The sequence below is a fragment of the Aquimarina intermedia genome (genome assembly GCF_008124785.1).
In the GTDB taxonomy this organism is placed as follows: domain Bacteria; phylum Bacteroidota; class Bacteroidia; order Flavobacteriales; family Flavobacteriaceae; genus Aquimarina; species Aquimarina intermedia.
Genome location: NZ_VNHU01000016.1, coordinates 1 through 18346, shown reverse-complemented (window position 1 = coordinate 18346; position 18346 = coordinate 1). Strand labels below are relative to the sequence as shown.

Annotated in this window: 21 protein-coding genes and 1 rRNA gene; 5 read left to right on the top strand and 17 right to left on the bottom strand. The window is 34.2% G+C overall.

What is annotated here, in order from left to right:
• Together rrf and trhA are read left to right on the top strand one after the other, a co-directional pair.
• Nucleotides 1-80 (top strand): 5S ribosomal RNA (rrf, locus tag BD809_RS16065); the annotation flags it as partial.
• A gap of 116 nt (nt 81-196) precedes the next feature.
• Nucleotides 197-826: a PAQR family membrane homeostasis protein TrhA gene (gene trhA, locus BD809_RS15360; protein ID WP_148783872.1), complete on the top strand. Its 630-nt coding sequence runs from the start codon at nt 197-199 to the stop codon at nt 824-826.
• Nucleotides 827-845: 19 nt separating this feature from the next.
• Here the strand turns inward: trhA and BD809_RS15355 are convergent, their stop codons facing one another.
• Genes BD809_RS15355 through BD809_RS15345 form a run of 3 tightly spaced genes read right to left on the bottom strand, consistent with a single transcriptional unit; the run spans nt 846 to nt 2684 of the window.
• The gene (locus BD809_RS15355) at nt 846-1274 is read right to left on the bottom strand and encodes a DUF4268 domain-containing protein (protein WP_148783871.1); all 429 of its coding nucleotides are present in this window, start codon (nt 1272-1274) and stop codon (nt 846-848) included.
• A 1-nt stretch (nt 1275) separates the two neighbouring features.
• Nucleotides 1276-1953: a ZIP family metal transporter gene (locus tag BD809_RS15350; protein ID WP_317130883.1), complete on the bottom strand. Its 678-nt coding sequence runs from the start codon at nt 1951-1953 to the stop codon at nt 1276-1278.
• Nucleotides 1953-2684 carry a class I SAM-dependent methyltransferase gene (locus tag BD809_RS15345; protein WP_148783869.1) on the bottom strand — a complete coding sequence of 244 codons (732 nt, stop codon included), beginning with the start codon at nt 2682-2684 and terminating at the stop codon, nt 1953-1955. The genes BD809_RS15350 and BD809_RS15345 overlap by 1 nt, the downstream gene beginning before the upstream one ends.
• A 71-nt stretch (nt 2685-2755) precedes the next feature.
• On the opposite strand from BD809_RS15345, the gene BD809_RS15340 reads away from it, so the two are divergent.
• Nucleotides 2756-3910, top strand: a complete 1155-nt coding sequence (locus BD809_RS15340) for a THUMP domain-containing class I SAM-dependent RNA methyltransferase (protein WP_148783868.1) — start codon at nt 2756-2758, stop codon at nt 3908-3910.
• Nucleotides 3911-4014: 104 nt separating this feature from the next.
• Here the strand turns inward: BD809_RS15340 and BD809_RS15335 are convergent, their stop codons facing one another.
• Both BD809_RS15335 and BD809_RS15330 read right to left on the bottom strand, forming a co-directional pair.
• Complete coding sequence (locus tag BD809_RS15335; RefSeq protein ID WP_148783867.1) at nt 4015-4371, bottom strand: DUF779 domain-containing protein; 357 nt, start codon at nt 4369-4371, stop codon at nt 4015-4017.
• A gap of 63 nt (nt 4372-4434) precedes the next feature.
• Nucleotides 4435-5934, bottom strand: a complete 1500-nt coding sequence (locus BD809_RS15330; protein WP_148783866.1) for an aldehyde dehydrogenase family protein — start codon at nt 5932-5934, stop codon at nt 4435-4437.
• A 174-nt stretch (nt 5935-6108) separates the two neighbouring features.
• On the opposite strand from BD809_RS15330, the gene BD809_RS15325 reads away from it, so the two are divergent.
• On the top strand, nt 6109-7026 hold the full coding sequence (locus BD809_RS15325; protein ID WP_148783865.1) for an AraC family transcriptional regulator: 918 nt from the start codon (nt 6109-6111) through the stop codon (nt 7024-7026).
• 64 nt (nt 7027-7090) lie between these two features.
• On the opposite strand, the gene BD809_RS15320 is transcribed toward BD809_RS15325, so the two are convergent.
• The 3 genes from BD809_RS15320 to BD809_RS15310 all read right to left on the bottom strand — a co-directional run bounded on the left by BD809_RS15320 (nt 7091) and on the right by BD809_RS15310 (nt 9460).
• Nucleotides 7091-7618: a nuclear transport factor 2 family protein gene (locus BD809_RS15320; RefSeq protein WP_148783864.1), complete on the bottom strand. Its 528-nt coding sequence runs from the start codon at nt 7616-7618 to the stop codon at nt 7091-7093.
• 234 nt (nt 7619-7852) lie between these two features.
• Nucleotides 7853-8905: a flavin monoamine oxidase family protein gene (locus tag BD809_RS15315; RefSeq protein ID WP_148783863.1), complete on the bottom strand. Its 1053-nt coding sequence runs from the start codon at nt 8903-8905 to the stop codon at nt 7853-7855.
• A gap of 24 nt (nt 8906-8929) precedes the next feature.
• Nucleotides 8930-9460 (bottom strand): CIA30 family protein, encoded by a 531-nt coding sequence (locus BD809_RS15310; protein ID WP_148783862.1) that lies wholly within the window; start codon nt 9458-9460, stop codon nt 8930-8932.
• Nucleotides 9461-9847: 387 nt separating this feature from the next.
• Here BD809_RS15310 and BD809_RS15305 point away from each other — a divergent pair, with 387 nt between their 5' ends.
• Entirely contained in the window at nt 9848-10207 is a 360-nt protein-coding gene (locus tag BD809_RS15305) for a dihydroorotase (protein ID WP_148783861.1), read from the top strand.
• Between the two features lie 571 nt (nt 10208-10778).
• Here the strand turns inward: BD809_RS15305 and BD809_RS15685 are convergent.
• From BD809_RS15685 to BD809_RS15270, 9 genes are all read right to left on the bottom strand, one after another.
• A complete protein-coding gene (locus tag BD809_RS15685; RefSeq protein ID WP_170251919.1) occupies nt 10779-10949 on the bottom strand; it encodes a hypothetical protein in 171 nt (56 codons plus the stop codon).
• A 379-nt stretch (nt 10950-11328) separates the two neighbouring features.
• Nucleotides 11329-11766, bottom strand: coding sequence for a hypothetical protein (locus BD809_RS15300; protein ID WP_148783860.1), 438 nt, complete (start codon nt 11764-11766; stop codon nt 11329-11331).
• Nucleotides 11767-11977: 211 nt separating this feature from the next.
• A complete protein-coding gene (locus BD809_RS15295) occupies nt 11978-14584 on the bottom strand; it encodes a DUF7619 domain-containing protein (protein ID WP_148783859.1) in 2607 nt (868 codons plus the stop codon).
• A gap of 202 nt (nt 14585-14786) precedes the next feature.
• On the bottom strand, nt 14787-15116 hold the full coding sequence (locus BD809_RS15290) for a DUF1801 domain-containing protein (protein WP_148783858.1): 330 nt from the start codon (nt 15114-15116) through the stop codon (nt 14787-14789).
• Nucleotides 15101-15238 carry a hypothetical protein gene (locus BD809_RS15680; protein WP_170251917.1) on the bottom strand — a complete coding sequence of 46 codons (138 nt, stop codon included), beginning with the start codon at nt 15236-15238 and terminating at the stop codon, nt 15101-15103. Before BD809_RS15680 ends, BD809_RS15290 begins: the two co-directional genes overlap by 16 nt.
• Before the next feature lie 220 nt (nt 15239-15458).
• The gene (locus BD809_RS15285; protein ID WP_148783857.1) at nt 15459-15836 is read right to left on the bottom strand and encodes a DUF2200 domain-containing protein; all 378 of its coding nucleotides are present in this window, start codon (nt 15834-15836) and stop codon (nt 15459-15461) included.
• A gap of 7 nt (nt 15837-15843) precedes the next feature.
• Nucleotides 15844-16296 (bottom strand): SRPBCC domain-containing protein, encoded by a 453-nt coding sequence (locus tag BD809_RS15280; protein WP_148783856.1) that lies wholly within the window; start codon nt 16294-16296, stop codon nt 15844-15846.
• Between the two features lie 350 nt (nt 16297-16646).
• Nucleotides 16647-17066 (bottom strand): hypothetical protein, encoded by a 420-nt coding sequence (locus BD809_RS15275; RefSeq protein WP_148783855.1) that lies wholly within the window; start codon nt 17064-17066, stop codon nt 16647-16649.
• A 388-nt stretch (nt 17067-17454) separates the two neighbouring features.
• Nucleotides 17455-18117, bottom strand: coding sequence for a hypothetical protein (locus BD809_RS15270; RefSeq protein WP_148783854.1), 663 nt, complete (start codon nt 18115-18117; stop codon nt 17455-17457).
• Between the last annotated feature and the right edge of the window lie 229 nt (nt 18118-18346).

Below are 18346 nucleotides of genomic sequence, written 5' to 3'. Positions count from 1 at the left end.
TCTTACCTTTCCGAACAGAGAAGTTAAGCCCGTTAGCGCCGATGGTACTACTACTGTGGAAGAGTAGGTCACCGCCTTTTTTGAAACCCTTCATCATAACGATGAAGGGTTTTTTTATACCTGAAAATGCGATGTTTTAAGTTTTCGACTAACTTTGTAGTTTGCTATGTTATCATCCATCTAATGACTATTATCAATGCTTAATCAATCAATTATAGAAGAAACATGGAATTGGAGAACTCATGGTTTGGGTTTCTTACTTTCACTTCTAGGTGCTTATTTGTTGCTTCAAAGTGCTGATCTCCATGATGATAAAGTGTTTTTTTCTATCGTAATATATAGTATTTCCCTTTCGTTATTATATTTAGTTTCTTTTCTATATCATTACACTAGAAATAGTAAACATAAACAGAATCTTAGAATTTTAGATCATATCAGCATTTATGTGTTAATAGCAGGCACCTATAGTCCTGTTACGCTGATTACAATATCTGACGGCTATGGTTTAGAAATTTTTATTGCTGTATGGACGCTAGCACTTTTAGGATCTTGTTTAAAGATATTTTATACGGGAAGATTTGAAATTATTTCGTTATTGTTGTATCTCATTATGGGATGGCTAATCGTATTTGACATTTCAAATCTAATAGGTAAGGTCGGTATGGAAGGATTATTAATGCTCTTAGCCGGCGGACTTGTATACAGTTTGGGGATTATATTTTATGTAAAAGAAAAGATGTGGTTTAATCACGTAATTTGGCACTTGTTTGTGATGGGAGGCAGTTTTTTACATTATCTGTTTATTTATCAATACGTTGTCAAATAGTATTGTAACATCTGTATCATCAACTCTCAATAAAATCTTGATAAGTGACAAAGAAATCTTCCAACTGCTCCATATGATGATTCAAAAATAGCATAGTATCTTCCCAGGTATTAGGATTATGTATACTAACCTGTCCTTTAGTTATATAAACTCGTGAGATAACTTTACCATTCTCAAGCGTGTAGTTGTCATCAAAAATATATTCTGCTCCGTAATTTTCTTTTAGGATTGACTGGAGACTCACTAATTTATCGAAATAATAAGCCTGTAGTAATTCATCAGTTTGTTCTATATCAATAGAAACTTGTGCTTGCTTAGTAGAAAAGTAAAACTTTAAACTAACATCCTTAATTTTGGTATTATATAACAGCCATTTTCTTGGATATGCTTTTCCGAAACGAATCCAAAATTGTTGACGTATATGTTTTGATTGTTCTTTACTAAACATATTAAATAAAATAGGCAATTACAGTAGCCAATAAGATAACAGCCAACTTTGTAACGTTGAATTTATGACCCTCATTACTCTCAAATAGAATAGTGGTAGAAACGTGCAAGAATATCCCAATAACTATAGCCGTTATTTCCTTATAATATTGTTGTAATTCGGTTACATATTCGGCAATGAAGGTCCCCAAAGGTGTCATCATGGCAAAAATAGAAAGTAATAGGAAAATGATGGGTCGTTTGATTTCTGTTTTTAAAAGAAATGTAGTTAATATCATCGCAATCGGAATTTTATGAACAATAATTCCCAATAAAATACCATCACTATGATGAATAGGAAACCCTTCTAATAAGGCATGAATCCCCAAACTGATAAAAAGTAGCACAGGAACTCTGCTAGTTTTTTCGTCCAAATGTAAATGCCCGTGCTCTGCACCTCTTGAAAAATACTCCAGAATTTTTTGAAACAAAATTCCGATCATAATCCAAACTCCGATAGATTTAGATGTATCATGATTTTCAAAAACTTCAGGAAGTAAATTGAATATGGTAATTGCTAACAGAAAAGCGCCGCTAAATGCTAATAATAACTTTAGATTTTTCTGGTTATTCGGCTTAAATATATATACAATACAAAAACCGATAACGACAGCAAGAATGGAAGGTAGATAGTTATACACTATTTGAAAATTAAAATAAGTCTTGGTGAATGATTCTCATGATATGAACTTAAAGAGTAATCTCCGAAAGTATCTAATAAGTATATATCTGCTTTTTCAAACAATTGTTTAAAGTCAGCTAGCGTTATAGCTTTGACACGCTCGGTATAAAAATAGTCTTCCCCTTTATCAGAAAAACGAATTTCTTTAAAGATATGGCCTTCCTTATAATACCGCTTTAAATCAAAAGAAATATTATCTACCACTTTTGTTTCTTCTGCTACTAGGTTATTAAGTATATAGGGGACATTTAAAAAATCGATACAGGCAATTCCGGTTGAATTAAGATCCGCCTTAATAGCTTTCAATGTGTTCAAGTTATCTTCTTCATGATCAAAATAACCAAAGCTGGTAAATAGGTTAAATACCGCATCGAATTGATGTCCGTAAGCTTTGCACATATCATGCACAGCAAAATTTAGTGTCTCATTGCTAAATTTTTGAGCGTGTTCAATACTTTTTGGAGACAAATCTACCCCGGTAACATCAAGTCCTAAGGAGTTTAAATAAATACTGTGCCTTCCTTTCCCACACGCAAGATCTAGTACTTTTTCGCCCGGGTTTAAATTGAGATATTGCGTGAGCTTATCCATAAAGCTATGTGCTTCAGTATGATCTCGATCTTTGTATAAAATATGATAATAGGGTGTGTCAAACCATGACGCATACCACTTTGTAGAATCTTTTAGCATAGAGGGCAAAATTAATGTATTTTTGCAATTTATAACCAGAGAATAACAATATAGTGAGCAATTCATATAAAATGACCGCCAAAACTTTTTTTGGCTTCGAAGAATTATTAGCAAAAGAGCTTAGAGATCTAGGTGCAGAAAGGGTAAAGATAGGGAATAGAATCGTTAGTTTTTATGGAGACCTCGGGTTTATGTATAAAGCAAACTTATGCTTACGCACGGCGCTTAAAATTCTAAAACCGATTGGCGATAAGAGGATACGCAACGATAAAGATCTTTACAATTTTGTAAAGTCTATTGATTGGGAACAGTATATGGATGCTAGAGACACCTTTGCTATCTATGCAACGGTACATTCAACGGTTTTTAAACACTCACAATTTGTTTCACTAAAAACGAAAGATGCTATTGTTGATAAATTTAGAGAGGACAAAGGAGAGCGTCCTGATGTCGATACCCAATATCCGGATTTAACTATCAATATACATATTCAAGAGGATATGTGCACCATATCGCTTGATAGCTCCGGAGGCTCCTTGCATCATAGAGGGTATCGTACGGCGACCAATATTGCCCCAATTAATGAAGTACTGGCAGCAGGCATTTTATTACATTCTGGATGGCGCGGCCAGAGCAATTTTATGGATCCTATGTGTGGTAGTGGCACCTTGGCCATAGAAGCGGCAATGATTGCTTGTAATATACCGGCTAATTTAAATCGTAAGGAATTCGCTTTTGAAAAATGGTTAGACTGGGATATGGATTTATTCGAAAAGATTGAAGAAGTATCACTTAAGAAAGTTAGAGATTTTAATTACAAAATATATGCATCAGATAAAGCTCCATCTGCTGTGCGGAAGGCAAAAGAAAATATTATCAATGCAAATCTCTCAGATTTTATTACAGTAAAAGAAGACAACTTCTTTGAAAGTATAAAACAAACTGAAGGTCCGTTGCATATGGTTTTTAACCCACCATATGGCGAACGCTTACAACAGCTTAATATAGAAGAATTTTACGGACAAATAGGTGATGCTTTAAAACAAGGATATCCAGGTACCAATGCCTGGTTTATTACATCCAATCTGGAAGGATTAAAATTTGTAGGCTTACGTCCATCAAGAAAAATAAAAGTGTTTAACGGGAAATTGGAAGGACGCTTAGTTAAGTACGAAATGTACGAAGGAAGTAAAAAAGCAAAGTTCAATAAGAAAGAAGAAGAATAAGCTGTTAACTGAGATATTTCAAAATTATAAGAAATGTTTTTGAGCTGTACAGGTTATGAATCTATCGAAGGTTTAATAAAATAAATTTTTGTCCAAACTATGTACTAGCTTGGATTTAGCATGTCAATTTCTTCCTTGGTCAAAAGTCTTGAATGAATAATAAATCTCACACCCAATGGGATTTCTAATGAAAAACTGGAGCCTCTGCCTTCGGTGATGTCAACTGTTATATGTGTGTGCTTCCAATATTCAAACTGATCTTGATTCATATAAAAATTTACACCTGAGAGATTTCCCAAGAGCACATCACTTTCATCCAGATACATTTCCTCCTTCTCAAAAACCATGGGAGACGAGCCATCACAGCATCCACCACTTTGATGAAAAATTAATTCCCCATGAGTTGCTTTTAGTTGTTCTAAAATATTCGCAGCTTTTTTGGTAATAGCAATTCTTTGCATAGTACATAGATTTTAAAAGGCTGAAAATATAGATGGAATTCAGCCCTTTACAGACGGGTTTTTTTAGAAGAATCCTAACTTGTTTTTATCATAAGAAATAAGCATGTTTTTAGTTTGACGATAATAGTTAAGCATCATAACATGATTCTCTCTCCCAAAACCGGATTTCTTATACCCTCCAAAAGGAGCATGCGCAGGATAGGTGTGATAACAGTTTACCCAAACACGTCCAGCCTTTATGGCTCTTGGAATTTGATATAGTTGATGCGCATCACGCGTCCAGACTCCGGCACCTAGCCCATAGAGAGTATCATTGGCAATCTCTATAGCTTCTGCCTCATCTTTAAATTTGGTTACACATGCCACAGGCCCAAAAATTTCTTCTTGAAAAACTCTCATTTTATTATGACCTTCGAGTAAGGTAGGTTTAATGTAAAATCCATTTGCTAAATCTCCACTTAGTTTATTAGCCCCTCCGCCGGTCAATACTTTTGCTCCTTCATCTTTACCAATTTTAAAATAGGATTTTATTTTTTCATATTGATCGTTTGATGCCTGCGCACCGACCATTGTATTAGGGTCATATGGATTATCTTGAATAATAGCATTCGTTCTGTCAATCACACGTTCCATAAACGCGTCATATATATCTTCTTGTACTAGGATTCGTGACGGACAGGTACATACTTCTCCTTGATTGAAAGCGAATAACACGGCTCCTTCGATCGCTTTATCCAAATACGCATCGTCTGCATCCATAACACTGTTAAAGAAAAGATTTGGAGATTTACCACCTAACTCCATTGTTACAGGATTGAGATTTTTTGATGCATATTGCATGATGAGTTGTCCGGTGGTGGTTTCTCCCGTAAAAGCCACTTTGTTTACTTTGGCGCTTGACGCTAAAGGTTTTCCGGCTTCAGGACCAAATCCATGGATTATATTAATCACTCCGGGAGGAAAAACGTCAGCAATCTTTTCCATTAATAGGGTAGCGGACGAAGGAGTTTGTTCTGCAGGTTTTAAAACTACACAATTACCGGTTACCAGTGCGGGTGGTAATTTCCATGATAACATTAATAACGGAAAATTCCACGGAATGATCTGACCCACTACGCCCAAGGGTTCTTTAATATTCATAGATAGTGTATGCTGATCCAGTTCTGTAGCGCTTCCCTCTTCAGCTCGAATACACGCAGCAAAGTATCGCCAATGATCCACACATAAGGGAATGTCAGCATTTAAGGTTTCTCTAATGGGTTTTCCGTTGTCGCAAGTTTCAACAAGGGCAAATTCTTCAAGATTGGCTTCAATGATATCTGCTACTTTATTGAGTAACGTAGCCCTTTCTGTGGCAGAAGTATTTCCCCAAGCTACCTTGGCTGCATTAGCCGCATCCAATGCTTTTTCCACATCTTCTTTTTGGGATCGTGGATATTTTGCTATAAAACTATTATCAATAGGAGAGGTGTTGTCAAAGTATTGACCATCTAGTGGCGCAACGAATTCTCCATTGATGAAATTTGAATATTTTTCCTTAAACTTTGGTTTTGAATAACTCATGTAAAATTGTATTTGATTAGGAAATAGTTAAAATATTGATCTAAAAATTAAATTATACGTATTTTGTATAAAGTTATTTTATCATATTCTAATTATCTTGAACATATGTATCATACTGTTGAACATATCTCTTAGATCTGCATAGGTGTCTTTTAAAATTTTGTACTATTAAGAATGCAATCCATACTAAAGCAACATAAAGAAACGCGAAAACTGACTACGCTGGTTGAAAACAGGACTACGTATAGCGCAGAATATGCTGAGTTAAATATTTATGAAACGCACGCATTTGCTAAAAGTGTTTTATTAAGTTTTGATTTCCCGGTCATAGCCAGTATGTTATCCGGTAAGAAGGTAATGCATCTAGAGGGTTTTGAGCCTTTCAATTTTTATCCTGGAGAATCGGTTGTCATGCCTGCAAAAAACGAAATGATTATTGATTTTCCGATAGCTACAAAGAGTAGTCCTACTCAATGTTTAGCCTTAGGTATTGATGCTTTCAAAATTAATGAAGTGGTCGAAAAATTTAATCAACAGGTTGCCATTGAAAATGAAAATAGCCATTGGAATCTGGAAGCTAGCGCCTCTCATTTAACTAATAATGCGGATGTGAATCAGTTGATCCAACGATTAACTTACACCTTTACAAATAACGATAAATCCAAAGATGTGCTTTTGGATTTAATGATACAAGAGCTAATCGTCAGGTTACTACAGACTAAGGCAAAATCGTTACTTTTGGATCACAGTCATCATTTTTTTAGTGATACCAGAATAGGTACTGTTATCAAGTATATTAAAGATAACCTAACCAATAAAGACTTACATGTCGAGGTTTTAGCTAAAAAAGCATATATGAGTACGTCGCATTTTCATAAAAAATTTAAAAATACATTAGGTATTTCTCCAATTGATTATATCAATTCTGAAAAAATTAAATTTTCGAAGAAACTAATTAAAGAATCCAAGGATTTCAGGATGTCTGAAATAGCCTATAAATCCGGTTTTAATAGTACCAGTTATTTTAACAGACAGTTTAAGAAGATGGAGATGATGACACCACAACAGTTTAAAAAATCTATTGCTCTTTAAAAGAATACTGCTGAACATTAAAATAGAAATTGACAGCATTGTTTTCGGCGGTTAGAATACCATATTAGTTTGAAGTATATTTATCAAAATCATATAATCCGAATGCCTTTAAGTAGTCTTTTTGTCCAATGCTATTAGCTTCATTAGAATCATAATCCATGAAGATTTTCCAGATATCCCCTTCTTTTTTTAGGAGTACATGAAATTTGCCGTAATACGTTTGCTTGGTTGAATTACTTTTAATTCTAACAAGCTTATAAATACCTCTTTCACTGGCAATGGAATCATTATTAATTCTTTCAAAGAAGCGAAGGGAAATAGTATTAGTAAGCGAATCATTCTTAGCATTTTCAAAAGTTGTTTTGTAATTATTGATGTACGTGTCATAATCAATTATTCTTTTACCACCAGAAATACGGATTAATTTCTTGGAATGAATCTCGGCCATTAATCGATGATCCAACGAATCAAAAGCTTGATAAAATCTATCCCAGACTTCATTAATCTGTTTTAAATTATTCAAATTTTGAGCATTGATTTGATTTGTAAATCCGATCAATAACAAGAGTACAAGGCTTAATTTTTTGAACATGCTATATTTTTTGATCTAAATACACATGTAATACGCTTACTTATAGGTAGCTATGTGTATAAGACTAAGGTAACCAATAAAATTCAAATATAAAATTAAGTGAAGTCATAGAATGTTTTAGGAAAATCTTTTAAACCAGGGCAAGACAACCAGAATCATTCGTATCGGCTAATATGTACAACGCCATAGATATATGATACTTTCTACTATAGAAACCTGAAGGGATACTAAAATCTATAGGGACTGTGCTTTTACAATTCTTTGGGCAATAATATTTCCAGAATATACTGCACCTTCCATATATCCGGGAAACTCTGATGCTACTTCAGAACCAGCTAATAACAATTTACCTTCGAATAAAGATGTATTAAAAATGGCATTACCATTATTTTGGTGGGGGAAGAGTTCAATAGCAGAGACTTCATAGGTAAATTTCTCATTCTTCCAGATACATTCTTTATATTCAATATATTCTCCGGCTTTAGCTCCATAAACCTTCTGCATTTGTTCAATTACGTGAATCCGTCTATCCTCATCTGTGAGATTTTTAAAGGATGGATGAATAAAACCACAGAGCGCGTAGTGGGATCTTTGAAAATCACAATGATCATACAGCTCGGTAACAGGTCCTATATTACTAAAGAAAGTGGCAGATGTATGTTGCTGTTCCCAGAAGGGTTGTCTATAGATTAAGGCAACCTTAATGGAATCTTCCATCCAGGTGTGTGTTTCTGCGCCTATTTGCATTAAATTAGTAGGTAAAGGAGGCTCAAAAGATATATTATTTGCCCATAATTTAGGAGGAATGGCTAAGATAACCCTGTCACCAATAAAGGTTTGATTAGCGATAATCTCTACAGATTTTTCATGAAATTTAATTTCGCTAACCGTTTGGTTCAATAGTACATCGTTGCTATCTAATTTTTGGTAAAGGGTATTTATAAGGTGCGATGTACCTCCTGCGATTCTATAGCTGGGTGGTTGTTGATTAGGGATTTGTATGGACTGAATAGGGGTAGTAGCAGAGGGTTGGAAGTATGCTGTCCTTCCCATATATTGTTCATATTTTTCAATTGCTAACTCATCAATAAGTGCCAATAGATTGATGTGTTGATCGGTAAACCAGGTGGCACCCATTTCGACGGATGTAGAATTCGCTCCGCAAACTGTATGTATTCTTCCACCGATTCTTGGTCTAGCTTCCAGAATTTTAAAGGGAACCCCTTCTTTCTTTAGCCTGTATCCGATTAAAAGCCCGGACAAACCCGCTCCGATTATTATTATCATTTTGCAAAAGTAAGGAGGTAGCTCTTATTTTAAGGTTATTTCGTCTATCAATAGTTTAAACTGTTCCTTTTTTTTATTACCTATCAGAAAAGTGATTTCTTCAAAATAAGCTTTTGAAAAGTTCGGTTGATCCAGCTTTCTTCCTCTAAAAGAAGGGTACATGTCTTTTAGTAGGATTTCAATTTCCTGCCATTCTCCGGAAGTTTTAAAGGGTGCGATATAGGAATAATAATCTCCTGCATTCGATTTAATTCTAAATTGGTATGTTTTACCATCCCCCTTAAGTTTAATGACAATTTTAATGTTTTCCTTTACCAATACTTTGTCTAATCTATGTCTTACAGAAGAGAATCCTCCGTTATTTTCTAGGGAAATACTGCCTTTAAAAACACCAAAGCCATCAGCACTTAAGATGAAAGTGCCTGATGATTCTCCACCCATCACCACGTCGTCTACAACGGTCCAGTTTTGAATATCTGACTTTTTATTAAAATCAAAAATTGTCTGTGATTGCAGGGAAGAAAATAAAGTTATCATATAGATTATGTAGTTCATAAGTATTTGTTCTTGTCTCTTTTATAATAGCATCATAAAGAATTGGAATTTTTTAGAAGACTTAAATTACAAATAAAAAATAATACTTGATTAGCAAATTAGACTATTGGGTGTAGATTTAACTATAACTACATAACATTTGTTATTTAAGATAAATAAATGTTAGTCAAAGGCTAGTAGTCAAAAGCTGAAAGAGGGCGAGCAGGAGTCCTGATACAGCCTAGTTTTACAAAATATTAGGAATGTAAAGGAGTGATTTTAGTTTGACCAAAATCTGCTAAAAATTTATGTAATAGAACAAGTTTTCTATAGGAGATTTTCAATCAATTATGCTTTTTTAAGGATTTAGATTTGTTTATATTTATAGTATAATTAAAATGCTATATCATGAAAAATCATATTGTATTTGCTCTTTTAATAAGTTTTTTGTCCGTGACAATGTATGCACAAGAAACTACTATAGATGTGAAGGTAGGAGATGTTTTTATTATAGGAGAAGTTGATAATGATTCTTATAAATATATCGATTTCCCGAGAGCTAACTTCATCATAAAAAGAGGGGGAATTGCTAATTATAAAAAGGTAAAAGGTGAAAAAGTTATAATAACGTCAATTAGAGAGCAGAAGGATGGCAGTTTATTGGCTACTCTGGCATTACGTTCTAATCAACACTTCTTCAACAGCCATAAGCATGTAACCGCGGAGATTAATGAAGCGATACTTCAGAATGAACTTATAAGGATATAAATACTCTGTACATCAGTTATTTATGATGATATTGGGGTTCAGGGTATAAGGAAGCTCAAGAATTTTCTAATTCTAGAGTAGTTTCTTAAGAAGAGGTTAGCGGTAACTGTTTCGGCAGCGAACTGGCTGTCTTTCAAAGATAGGTGAAACCCATCAGAACCATAAAGTATATGCCTATCAATGTTGTTGATAGACTCCTTGCATAGCTCACCCACCATCAGTAAAATGGAGTGTTTGATTCATGCAGTATCTGTATAATTCTTTACGACATCCTCAAATGTATGATATTGGTTGAAAGGAGGCTAAATCAAAATATAACAGAGTTTGGTGCCATTTAATTCACATAAGTTGCTAAACTTTTGGACATAATCGATAACCATTTTTCTGCCATGGTTTTGAGAAGGGTCTTTGTTGAATAATTAGAAAGTGATACTGTTATCTATGTTGAATATTAAATAATAAAATCAACTTTACTTTACTATCTTCTTTGAAGGTAGAAATTCTCAAATTAAATTAAATAAAAAAGACTGTCTTTTTCGACAGCCTTTCAAAATCAATACTGTAACTTATTTTAATTACAAGTACAAGTTGTTTCAAAGACATAGCCTCCTACAATCATTCCTTCCCCGTAACAAAAACTTTTACATAATTCAGACATACTGGGACCACGAGAAGAACCTGTTATAGATTGTTTTTCTTCTTTTGATAAAATTGTTCCTAAATTTGAAATGTTTTTAAGCATAAAATAGATTTTAAAAGATTATTTGTATAAAAATAAAATAAATTATTTGAATCATAGGGTTTTACAAGTAATTTTTTACATAAAACTTTTGGGCAGGATGATAGAGCCCAAAAGTTAGAGAAATATAGGGTGTGATGTTAATAGCAGCGTTTATAAGATTACAGTTGGATGGAGAATAATTATTGTTGGAATCTAATGCTCTTGAAAAATTTGATTACATAAATAAACTTTTTAGGCTTTATTCAAAAGCTTCGATTTTCTAAATACGACCAATACAGAAACAAGGGAAGGTTAGAATTACCTATTGGTTAAAGGCCTACCTTCCAAGATTATTATTGCTAACAAGTTGGCTATTGAAGCAACTCCTACAACCTCACTATTAATTTGATTCCAAATCAATTAGATGTTTGTCTGATCCGCTTCCGGTTTCATTTTCAGCCTTAACAACTATAATACCATTACCTGAATAGTTAGAACTGAATTTTATCGTGGCGATAGACTTTGCGATGAGTTCATCAAATGTGTTTTCAATATTCATAATTTGCATACTACCGGATTCTATTGTCCATAAAAATTGTGAAGTAGCGGGATCGTCATTTTTGGAGTAAAATGTGGATGCAAATGTTATCACTTCGTCTGGTAAGGCAACACTGGCTCCATCCACACAAATTGATACTAAGGTATTTGGTTCAATGGTTAGCTCACAGTCCGTCACGTTCTTCTTGTTAGTCGTTTGTTTTTCAGCAATATTTTCATCATCCGCACAGGAGCTTAAAATGAACAAGATGGTTACTAAGCATATCAACTGTCTTTTCATAACTATTTGTTTTTATGTTCTATATCTTAATAGTCTGCAAAACTTTAAAAGGTTGCGTCAGATTTCAATATTTCTTTACTACTTCCTCATTCTTTAAATCTTTTAATCTTGTATAGGCATATCACTTCTAGATATTGGATTGGTTAAAATATCCATTCGGTATAAACTTCTGACATACATTTAATCCAAAGTTGCTATTTCAAATTAGATCTTATTTTACAATCTTTTCTATATGAACCCCTTGATCTGTCGTTAATTTCAGAAAAAACACCTTTAAGAAAATAGACGATGTATCGAAAATAAACTCGTTTCGATTAATAGAGACAGGTGTAATGCTAATCTCCTTACCCGAAAGTGTTATAAAACTGGATTTATAAATTTTATTTCTAGTATTGTCAAGTTTGACATATAATTTGTCATCAATTACAGGAATTGGATAGATGGCGAATATATGTTCCAAAATTTTTTCTTTAATCGGCGCGACAGGCTCGGGACGTTCAATAACTTTGGTACTCACTACATTAGTTTCAATAGGAAGATTAAAGTCAAAATAAATATCAGCTTTTCCTTTAATACTATCTCCGACAGTCAGAGTGCTCTTAGGTTTAACCTTGAAGGATACATAGCCGTTACTCTCTCTTTCATTTGAAGTACTATCCGGTAAGTGGATGTTATCAAAAATGAAATCAATTTTATTGCCATCGACAATTTTTAATTTATACTCATGACTGGCCGCTATCATTTTAAAAGAATCCCAGTTTAAATTTGGATCCAACGTATCTTTTAGTACTACATTAATAGCAGAGGCAGTTCCTGTATTTTGAAAACGGACCATATACTCCAAATACTCTCCAACTTCTTCTTCGTAAAAAGTCTCTCCTTGCTTTACTCTTTTATCATTTGGGTCAAAAGAATTCACGACTAATTGTTCTAAAACATAGGTATTATCTAAAGGGTTAGCATCTGTGTTTGAATTTGTGATTGTTGCTGTGTATGTCAAAATATCATCTCCATTAACGGTTGGAGGCGCAGCTATCTCAAAATCAGCCCAAATAACACGGGACTCGTAAGGTTGTAGGTTGGAAAAAGTCCACGTCATTTTATTAGTCTCAATTAAATCATAGTTAGGAAGTGCTCTATGTCCATTAATTGTGTTTTGATCAAATTCCAAGGTAATCTCTCCACTAATTTCAGTTGTCCCGTTGTTGGTGTAAACTATATCATTCTGAGAAACAAAACCTGGTCGGGCTTCATTTATAGGTAAGAAAATTATACTTAAATCATAGTAATCAGGACCTTCAATACAAAAATTAATAGTATGCGTGTTTTCAAAACTATCAAAAGTCCCCGTTTCAGTTTCGGGAATAACTAAGTTATCTGGTAGTTCATCATCAATTGATACTGTATAACTGCCTTTGTTTTCAATTGTAAAAGTGTAATATCCTAAGGTATTTGTATTGGTGCAATAGGTAGATCCATTGGTAGTAAGCGTAACCAATGCGTTCTGAATCGGCACCTCAGTAAGACAAGCGTCTCTATTTTCATTGTAAAAGAGATAACCCTCTACCGTATTAATCTCTTCAACCAGATTAAGACTAAAAACTCGCGCTAATCCAGCGTTAGTACCATTACTATCATTGTTGCGTGCTCCTATCAAAACCGTATTACCATCACCGGACAGAGAAACAGAAAAACCGAATTCATCTTCAGCAGCATCACCATCAATATCTAAAAGTGATTGTTGCCAATCATCTTCAAATTTGTATATCCTCACATGACCAGATTGATCCCCATTGGCATCATTTCTATAAGCGCCAATTGCTACTATATTGCCATCAGAAGATAAAGAAATGGATGCTCCCGAAATATCACCTATATTTTCTCCATCCATATCACTTCCTTTCTGAAGCCACCCATTAGTAGCGCTATATTCGAACACTCTTACATGTCCTGAAGAATTTCCGTTTCCGTTATTAGTATGATCCCCAACGGCTAACGTTCTACCATCATCTGATAAAGCCACCGAGCTCCCAAACAGATATCCGGCTCCTGATTCTCCATAAAGTTGTTGACCTAGTACACTCCATGTGGGTGCGGTATCGTCAGTTAATTGATAAACTCTGGTAGTGTTACTATTAGGTGCTCCAACAGCTAATGTATTTCCATCCTTAGATAAGGATACAGCACCACCAAAAGCACTGTCCACTGAACCTTCCAATGTTGCTCCCAATTGAGCCCAGGTGTTCGTAGAATTATTATATCGGTACACTTCTACATAAGGATTACCCGAAGCTCCAGTAGCTCTATGATCTGCTCCTATTGCTAATGTCATACCATTATCGGAAAGTGAAATTGCATTTCCGAAAAGATCACTAAAGTCATTCTCAGTTAGTTTTTGTCCTTTTTGTACCCAATTGTCACCGATTAGTTCATATACAAAAACATCAGCTTTATTACTTAAAGTATTTGGTCCGTTTAAACTATTTTCCGCTTTAAATGCAATAATATTTCCATCGGCTGAGATGGATACTCTAGCTCCAACACCATTATAATTATGTGAACCTTTTATTTCGTTACCCACCTGTACCCAAGTAGATCCGTTATAATCATACACTTTAACATGTCCGTAAAATTGTCCGTCTCCTTCAAATCTCGGAGCTCCCAATACGATTCGGTTTCCATCAGCTGATATGGCTGTGGTGCCACCAAGTTGATTCCATGCTGCTACACCGGTGATATCTTGACCTTTTTGGTCTTGTGAATTTATAAACTGTAAGTTGAAAATGGTGATAATTAAGAAGAGTAGTTGTTTTTGCATAGTTTATACTAGTATTAGCGGTTAAGTAATAGAAATTGATGTTGTGATTAAGATAACCAAGCGGGGGTGAAGTTGGTTCTAATAAAAGCGAAACTACAGTTTTTATTTTAGATAGGCTAATGTTAGGCAAAAGGTAGTTGGCAGAAGGGAAAAGGTGAGCTTCATCGATACGACCGGTATGGTCAGTTAAGGTGATGTATTTTTAATTTATTGGGTCTATAAAGCCAATACCTAATTGGGTGTTTTTTTCACTATTATCTGCATACCGCTTATTCTTAAGATAGGCAGAAGAGATGATTTCTTCTAAAATATCTTGGTGAACGTCAGCCAATTTATTTATATATAGGCATATATTGCCTGTTTTATGCTTACTTAAATCATTTAGTAATTCTTCTTGGTTTTCGAATCCATTGAGCACATACAAAACTAAATGTTGTTTTCTTGGAGAAAAAGAAGTCAAAGGCAACTTAGTTTCTCGTCCCGTTTCATATGTATGTATATAACTGCCGAATCCAATTATTGATGGCCCCATTTGACAGGTTTTAATTCAGTTATTTTAGTCATCATTTCGATCAGCATGAGTCCGTCTTTCTGTCTGGTCTCATTTGGAATAGATCTTATAAATTCTAGCACATCATTCTCTGTTGGTTTCATAATTCCAATTTTTTGAATTAATGATTGCTTTCTCAACGCATAATAGAGAAGGCCATAAAGCACAGCTAAGGCTACATAAATAAGGGGTCAAAGTTCAATCTGGTGAACCGCCGTATATGCCTTTGCTTTCAGGTAGATTATAACAGTAGTTACGGTGGTGTAAGAAGCGCACTCTGTTTCTATTTAGAGACGTAGCCATCTATTCGATTAGCACCAGTTTCTACCTTTTTTCTTCACGCAAAATTTTCTCCATTTTACGGCCTCTTGCCAATTCATCAATCAGCTTTTCCATACGTCTGCATTGTCTATATATTTCAAATTCATCCTCTATTTCTTCAATTCGATAACCACATACCACTCCTTTAATCAAGTGTGCGTTTGGATTTATTTTAGCTTTTTGAAAAAATGTTCTAAAAGTTGCTTTTTCATCAATAAGTGCTTGTAACGCATCTTTATCAAAACCAGTGAACCATTTAATTACTTGGTTGAGTTCTTCTTTTGTTCTACCATTTTTTTCCAATCTATTCAGGTAAAGTGGATAAATGGATGCAAATATCATATTGGCAACCTTTTCATTTTTTTCAGCTGTAACTTTCATTTCGACACTATTTTACTGTTTCATTCTTTCGCATAAAGTCATACGCCCCCTGTCGAAGTTGTATTCCATATTCCAAATAGGCTTTCATACAGGCTAGGCAATTTGCCCAACCGCCCGAATTTTCTAAGGCCCACTTTAGGTTGTTTTCATTCAGCTCTTTTCCGTTTTCGTTTACTCTTACTATGGTACTATTGTCTGGTAATTTTTCTAACGTAATTTTTACAACGGTTTCTGGGTCCCAAACAAAGGAAATTGTACTGTTACTTTCTATTTTAACCTCTTTTATAGGGTACTTATTTTCAAATTCCGGAAACTTCCAGATCACTTCTTTTCCTGTTTCGAGCCGGCCGCTACTTTCAGAAATAAAATACTTGGTCATTTTCTCTGGATTTACAATCCCTTCAAAAACTTCTTCTATTGGTTTTTGGATTTGTATAGTTGCGTTGGATTCTAGTTTCATATTGTTCTTTTTGTCGTCTATCGAAGTGGATTTTCTTAATTGATGCTAACGTGTTTATGTATGCATTGTTACGTGATTATATTACTAAGTTAGCAAATAAAAACCAAACCTGCCTGCCGGTAGTCTGGTTAAGAAAGTCCTCGCGGACTTTCTTAACCAGACTACAAACTGGCAATAAAATATACATCTCTTAAGTTTGATATTCATTAAATTAGATATACAGATAGAAAGAACAAAAGAGAGAAATAAGATTTATATACACGGTGAAGCTTTAAACTTCAACATTATTTATCATCCTTATTTTTTCCTATTAAAACTTCGTTTAGTTCTGTGAGACCTAACTCTAGATTTTAATCCGCTGGCAAATATCCGTTTTCAAATTTTTTTATTAATTCAGTCGTTTTTTCAAACCCTTTTTTTGTTACGTCAACAATTACAATTTCGTTAATTTCAGTTTCGGAGTTAAAGGTCAGATTTAGACCGTACCAAATTCCCTTGTCAAAATTTTTATCTCCAACAGTCATTATTAAGTGTTCAGGTAAATAATGGTCGTCAATATCTACATCTCGAAATCCAATTTCTTCGTCCGCCATATTGTGAATCAAATCAGCTTGTTTTCCAACGCCACAGATATAACCGACATTTCGGTCAATTGATTTTCGGATTATTTCGTCAAAATAATTCGTTTGTTCTTCGTTCGCAATTAAAATAAGACACCAATTGTCAGTCGGAAAATCCGAAATCCAGTTTTTTGCGGTATCAAATTCCACAAATTTTATTGTTCTGTCTGTTATGTCAGTTTCGATTTTTTTCAACTTGCAGGTTACAATGTTATATAATCACCTTTGATATCTATATTTCCATTATACTATTAAATTAAAATAACTCAAGGTTGCCAAGATGGCGTGAATGGTTCGGTTACTTGAGACTAAACTACAGATTTTATTTTAGATAGGCAATGTAAGGCAAAAGGCACGAGGCAGAATCCAAAAGTTTATTGAAGGGTGCCAAGAATCATAAGACAGAATGAAGCATGACTGAGAACTATAGAAATACATATCAAACCCCATACTAATAATTAGAGACCCGGTTTAGTCAACACGGCCTGCATGCTCGGTCGTACCGACCGCATGAATGCTTAGTTGTTAGCAATAGTTTTTATTCGCGATATATCTTCATTACTTCTTTGCAAAGTTCAGCGTAATTCTTTCCATCATAAACATCAGGACTGTTTCTCGTTACAACGTGATATTTTTCGTCTATCAACACTTCTAAAATCCATTCTTCGCCATCTAAAATCATATTTGGGTCGTGTGTTTGAATTTCCCAAAAAGTCTTGTCAATTTTATTTATTAATAAATTCCAGTCAGAAATATTCAATTCTTTTTCTTCGTGCTTTATTCTTCTTCCAGCATCATATCCGCCAAGTCCTTTTGTTCTATTATAAGTTCCAGTTATTTTTCCGTTCGAGTTTTCAATTCGAAATGAATACGGTTGAGACCAAGTTCCCAAGTGTGTAAAGCGCACAATCATTTTTCCATTATCAACTTGATTATACAAAATAGGCTCTTTTAAACTTTTTAGATGTGTAGAATACCACTCGTTAACAAAATTTCCTAATGTGTCATTCGGTTTGGCATAATCACAAGGGAAGTTTTCCAAACGCATACATTCCGCTTGTCTTTCTTTGAATTCAGTACTTATTGGCGGAAAATAATATTCATCAGAAATTTTTGGTTGGTATTTTAGACTTGGATTAAATATTCCGCAACCAGAAATAATGAAAATTAACGATATGTAAAATATAATTCTGGGTTTCATTTAAATTATTGCTAACGGTTGGTGTATGATTTAGTTGCGCTGGTTTAAGCACCTAATTTAGCAAATACAAACCGAATAGAAAATCCGCGAGGATTTTCGTAAGTAGGCTAGAACTAGCAATAAATTATATACGGTGTTGAACTAAACCTAAAGGTAGCTTTTTGATTTTAATTGTATTAGCTACCTTTAGGAGAGGTTAAATATATAAAGCTTGAAATTATGAAAAAAA

What these genes read in the sequence shown, in the direction of transcription:
- trhA (WP_148783872.1), top strand. Translation starts at nt 197, where the DNA reads ATGCTTAATCAATCAATTATAGAAGAAACATGGAATTGGAGAACTCAT.
- BD809_RS15355 (WP_148783871.1), bottom strand. Translation starts at nt 1,274, where the DNA reads ATGTTTAGTAAAGAACAATCAAAACATATACGTCAACAATTTTGGATT.
- BD809_RS15345 (WP_148783869.1), bottom strand. Translation starts at nt 2,684, where the DNA reads ATGCTAAAAGATTCTACAAAGTGGTATGCGTCATGGTTTGACACACCC.
- BD809_RS15340 (WP_148783868.1), top strand. Translation starts at nt 2,756, where the DNA reads ATGACCGCCAAAACTTTTTTTGGCTTCGAAGAATTATTAGCAAAAGAG.
- BD809_RS15335 (WP_148783867.1), bottom strand. Translation starts at nt 4,371, where the DNA reads ATGCAAAGAATTGCTATTACCAAAAAAGCTGCGAATATTTTAGAACAA.
- BD809_RS15330 (WP_148783866.1), bottom strand. Translation starts at nt 5,934, where the DNA reads ATGAGTTATTCAAAACCAAAGTTTAAGGAAAAATATTCAAATTTCATC.
- BD809_RS15325 (WP_148783865.1), top strand. Translation starts at nt 6,109, where the DNA reads ATGCAATCCATACTAAAGCAACATAAAGAAACGCGAAAACTGACTACG.
- BD809_RS15320 (WP_148783864.1), bottom strand. Translation starts at nt 7,618, where the DNA reads ATGTTCAAAAAATTAAGCCTTGTACTCTTGTTATTGATCGGATTTACA.
- BD809_RS15315 (WP_148783863.1), bottom strand. Translation starts at nt 8,905, where the DNA reads ATGATAATAATAATCGGAGCGGGTTTGTCCGGGCTTTTAATCGGATAC.
- BD809_RS15310 (WP_148783862.1), bottom strand. Translation starts at nt 9,460, where the DNA reads ATGAACTACATAATCTATATGATAACTTTATTTTCTTCCCTGCAATCA.
- BD809_RS15305 (WP_148783861.1), top strand. Translation starts at nt 9,848, where the DNA reads ATGAAAAATCATATTGTATTTGCTCTTTTAATAAGTTTTTTGTCCGTG.
- BD809_RS15685 (WP_170251919.1), bottom strand. Translation starts at nt 10,949, where the DNA reads ATGCTTAAAAACATTTCAAATTTAGGAACAATTTTATCAAAAGAAGAA.
- BD809_RS15300 (WP_148783860.1), bottom strand. Translation starts at nt 11,766, where the DNA reads ATGAAAAGACAGTTGATATGCTTAGTAACCATCTTGTTCATTTTAAGC.
- BD809_RS15295 (WP_148783859.1), bottom strand. Translation starts at nt 14,584, where the DNA reads ATGCAAAAACAACTACTCTTCTTAATTATCACCATTTTCAACTTACAG.
- BD809_RS15290 (WP_148783858.1), bottom strand. Translation starts at nt 15,116, where the DNA reads ATGGGGCCATCAATAATTGGATTCGGCAGTTATATACATACATATGAA.
- BD809_RS15680 (WP_170251917.1), bottom strand. Translation starts at nt 15,238, where the DNA reads ATGAAACCAACAGAGAATGATGTGCTAGAATTTATAAGATCTATTCCA.
- BD809_RS15285 (WP_148783857.1), bottom strand. Translation starts at nt 15,836, where the DNA reads ATGAAAGTTACAGCTGAAAAAAATGAAAAGGTTGCCAATATGATATTT.
- BD809_RS15280 (WP_148783856.1), bottom strand. Translation starts at nt 16,296, where the DNA reads ATGAAACTAGAATCCAACGCAACTATACAAATCCAAAAACCAATAGAA.
- BD809_RS15270 (WP_148783854.1), bottom strand. Translation starts at nt 18,117, where the DNA reads ATGAAACCCAGAATTATATTTTACATATCGTTAATTTTCATTATTTCT.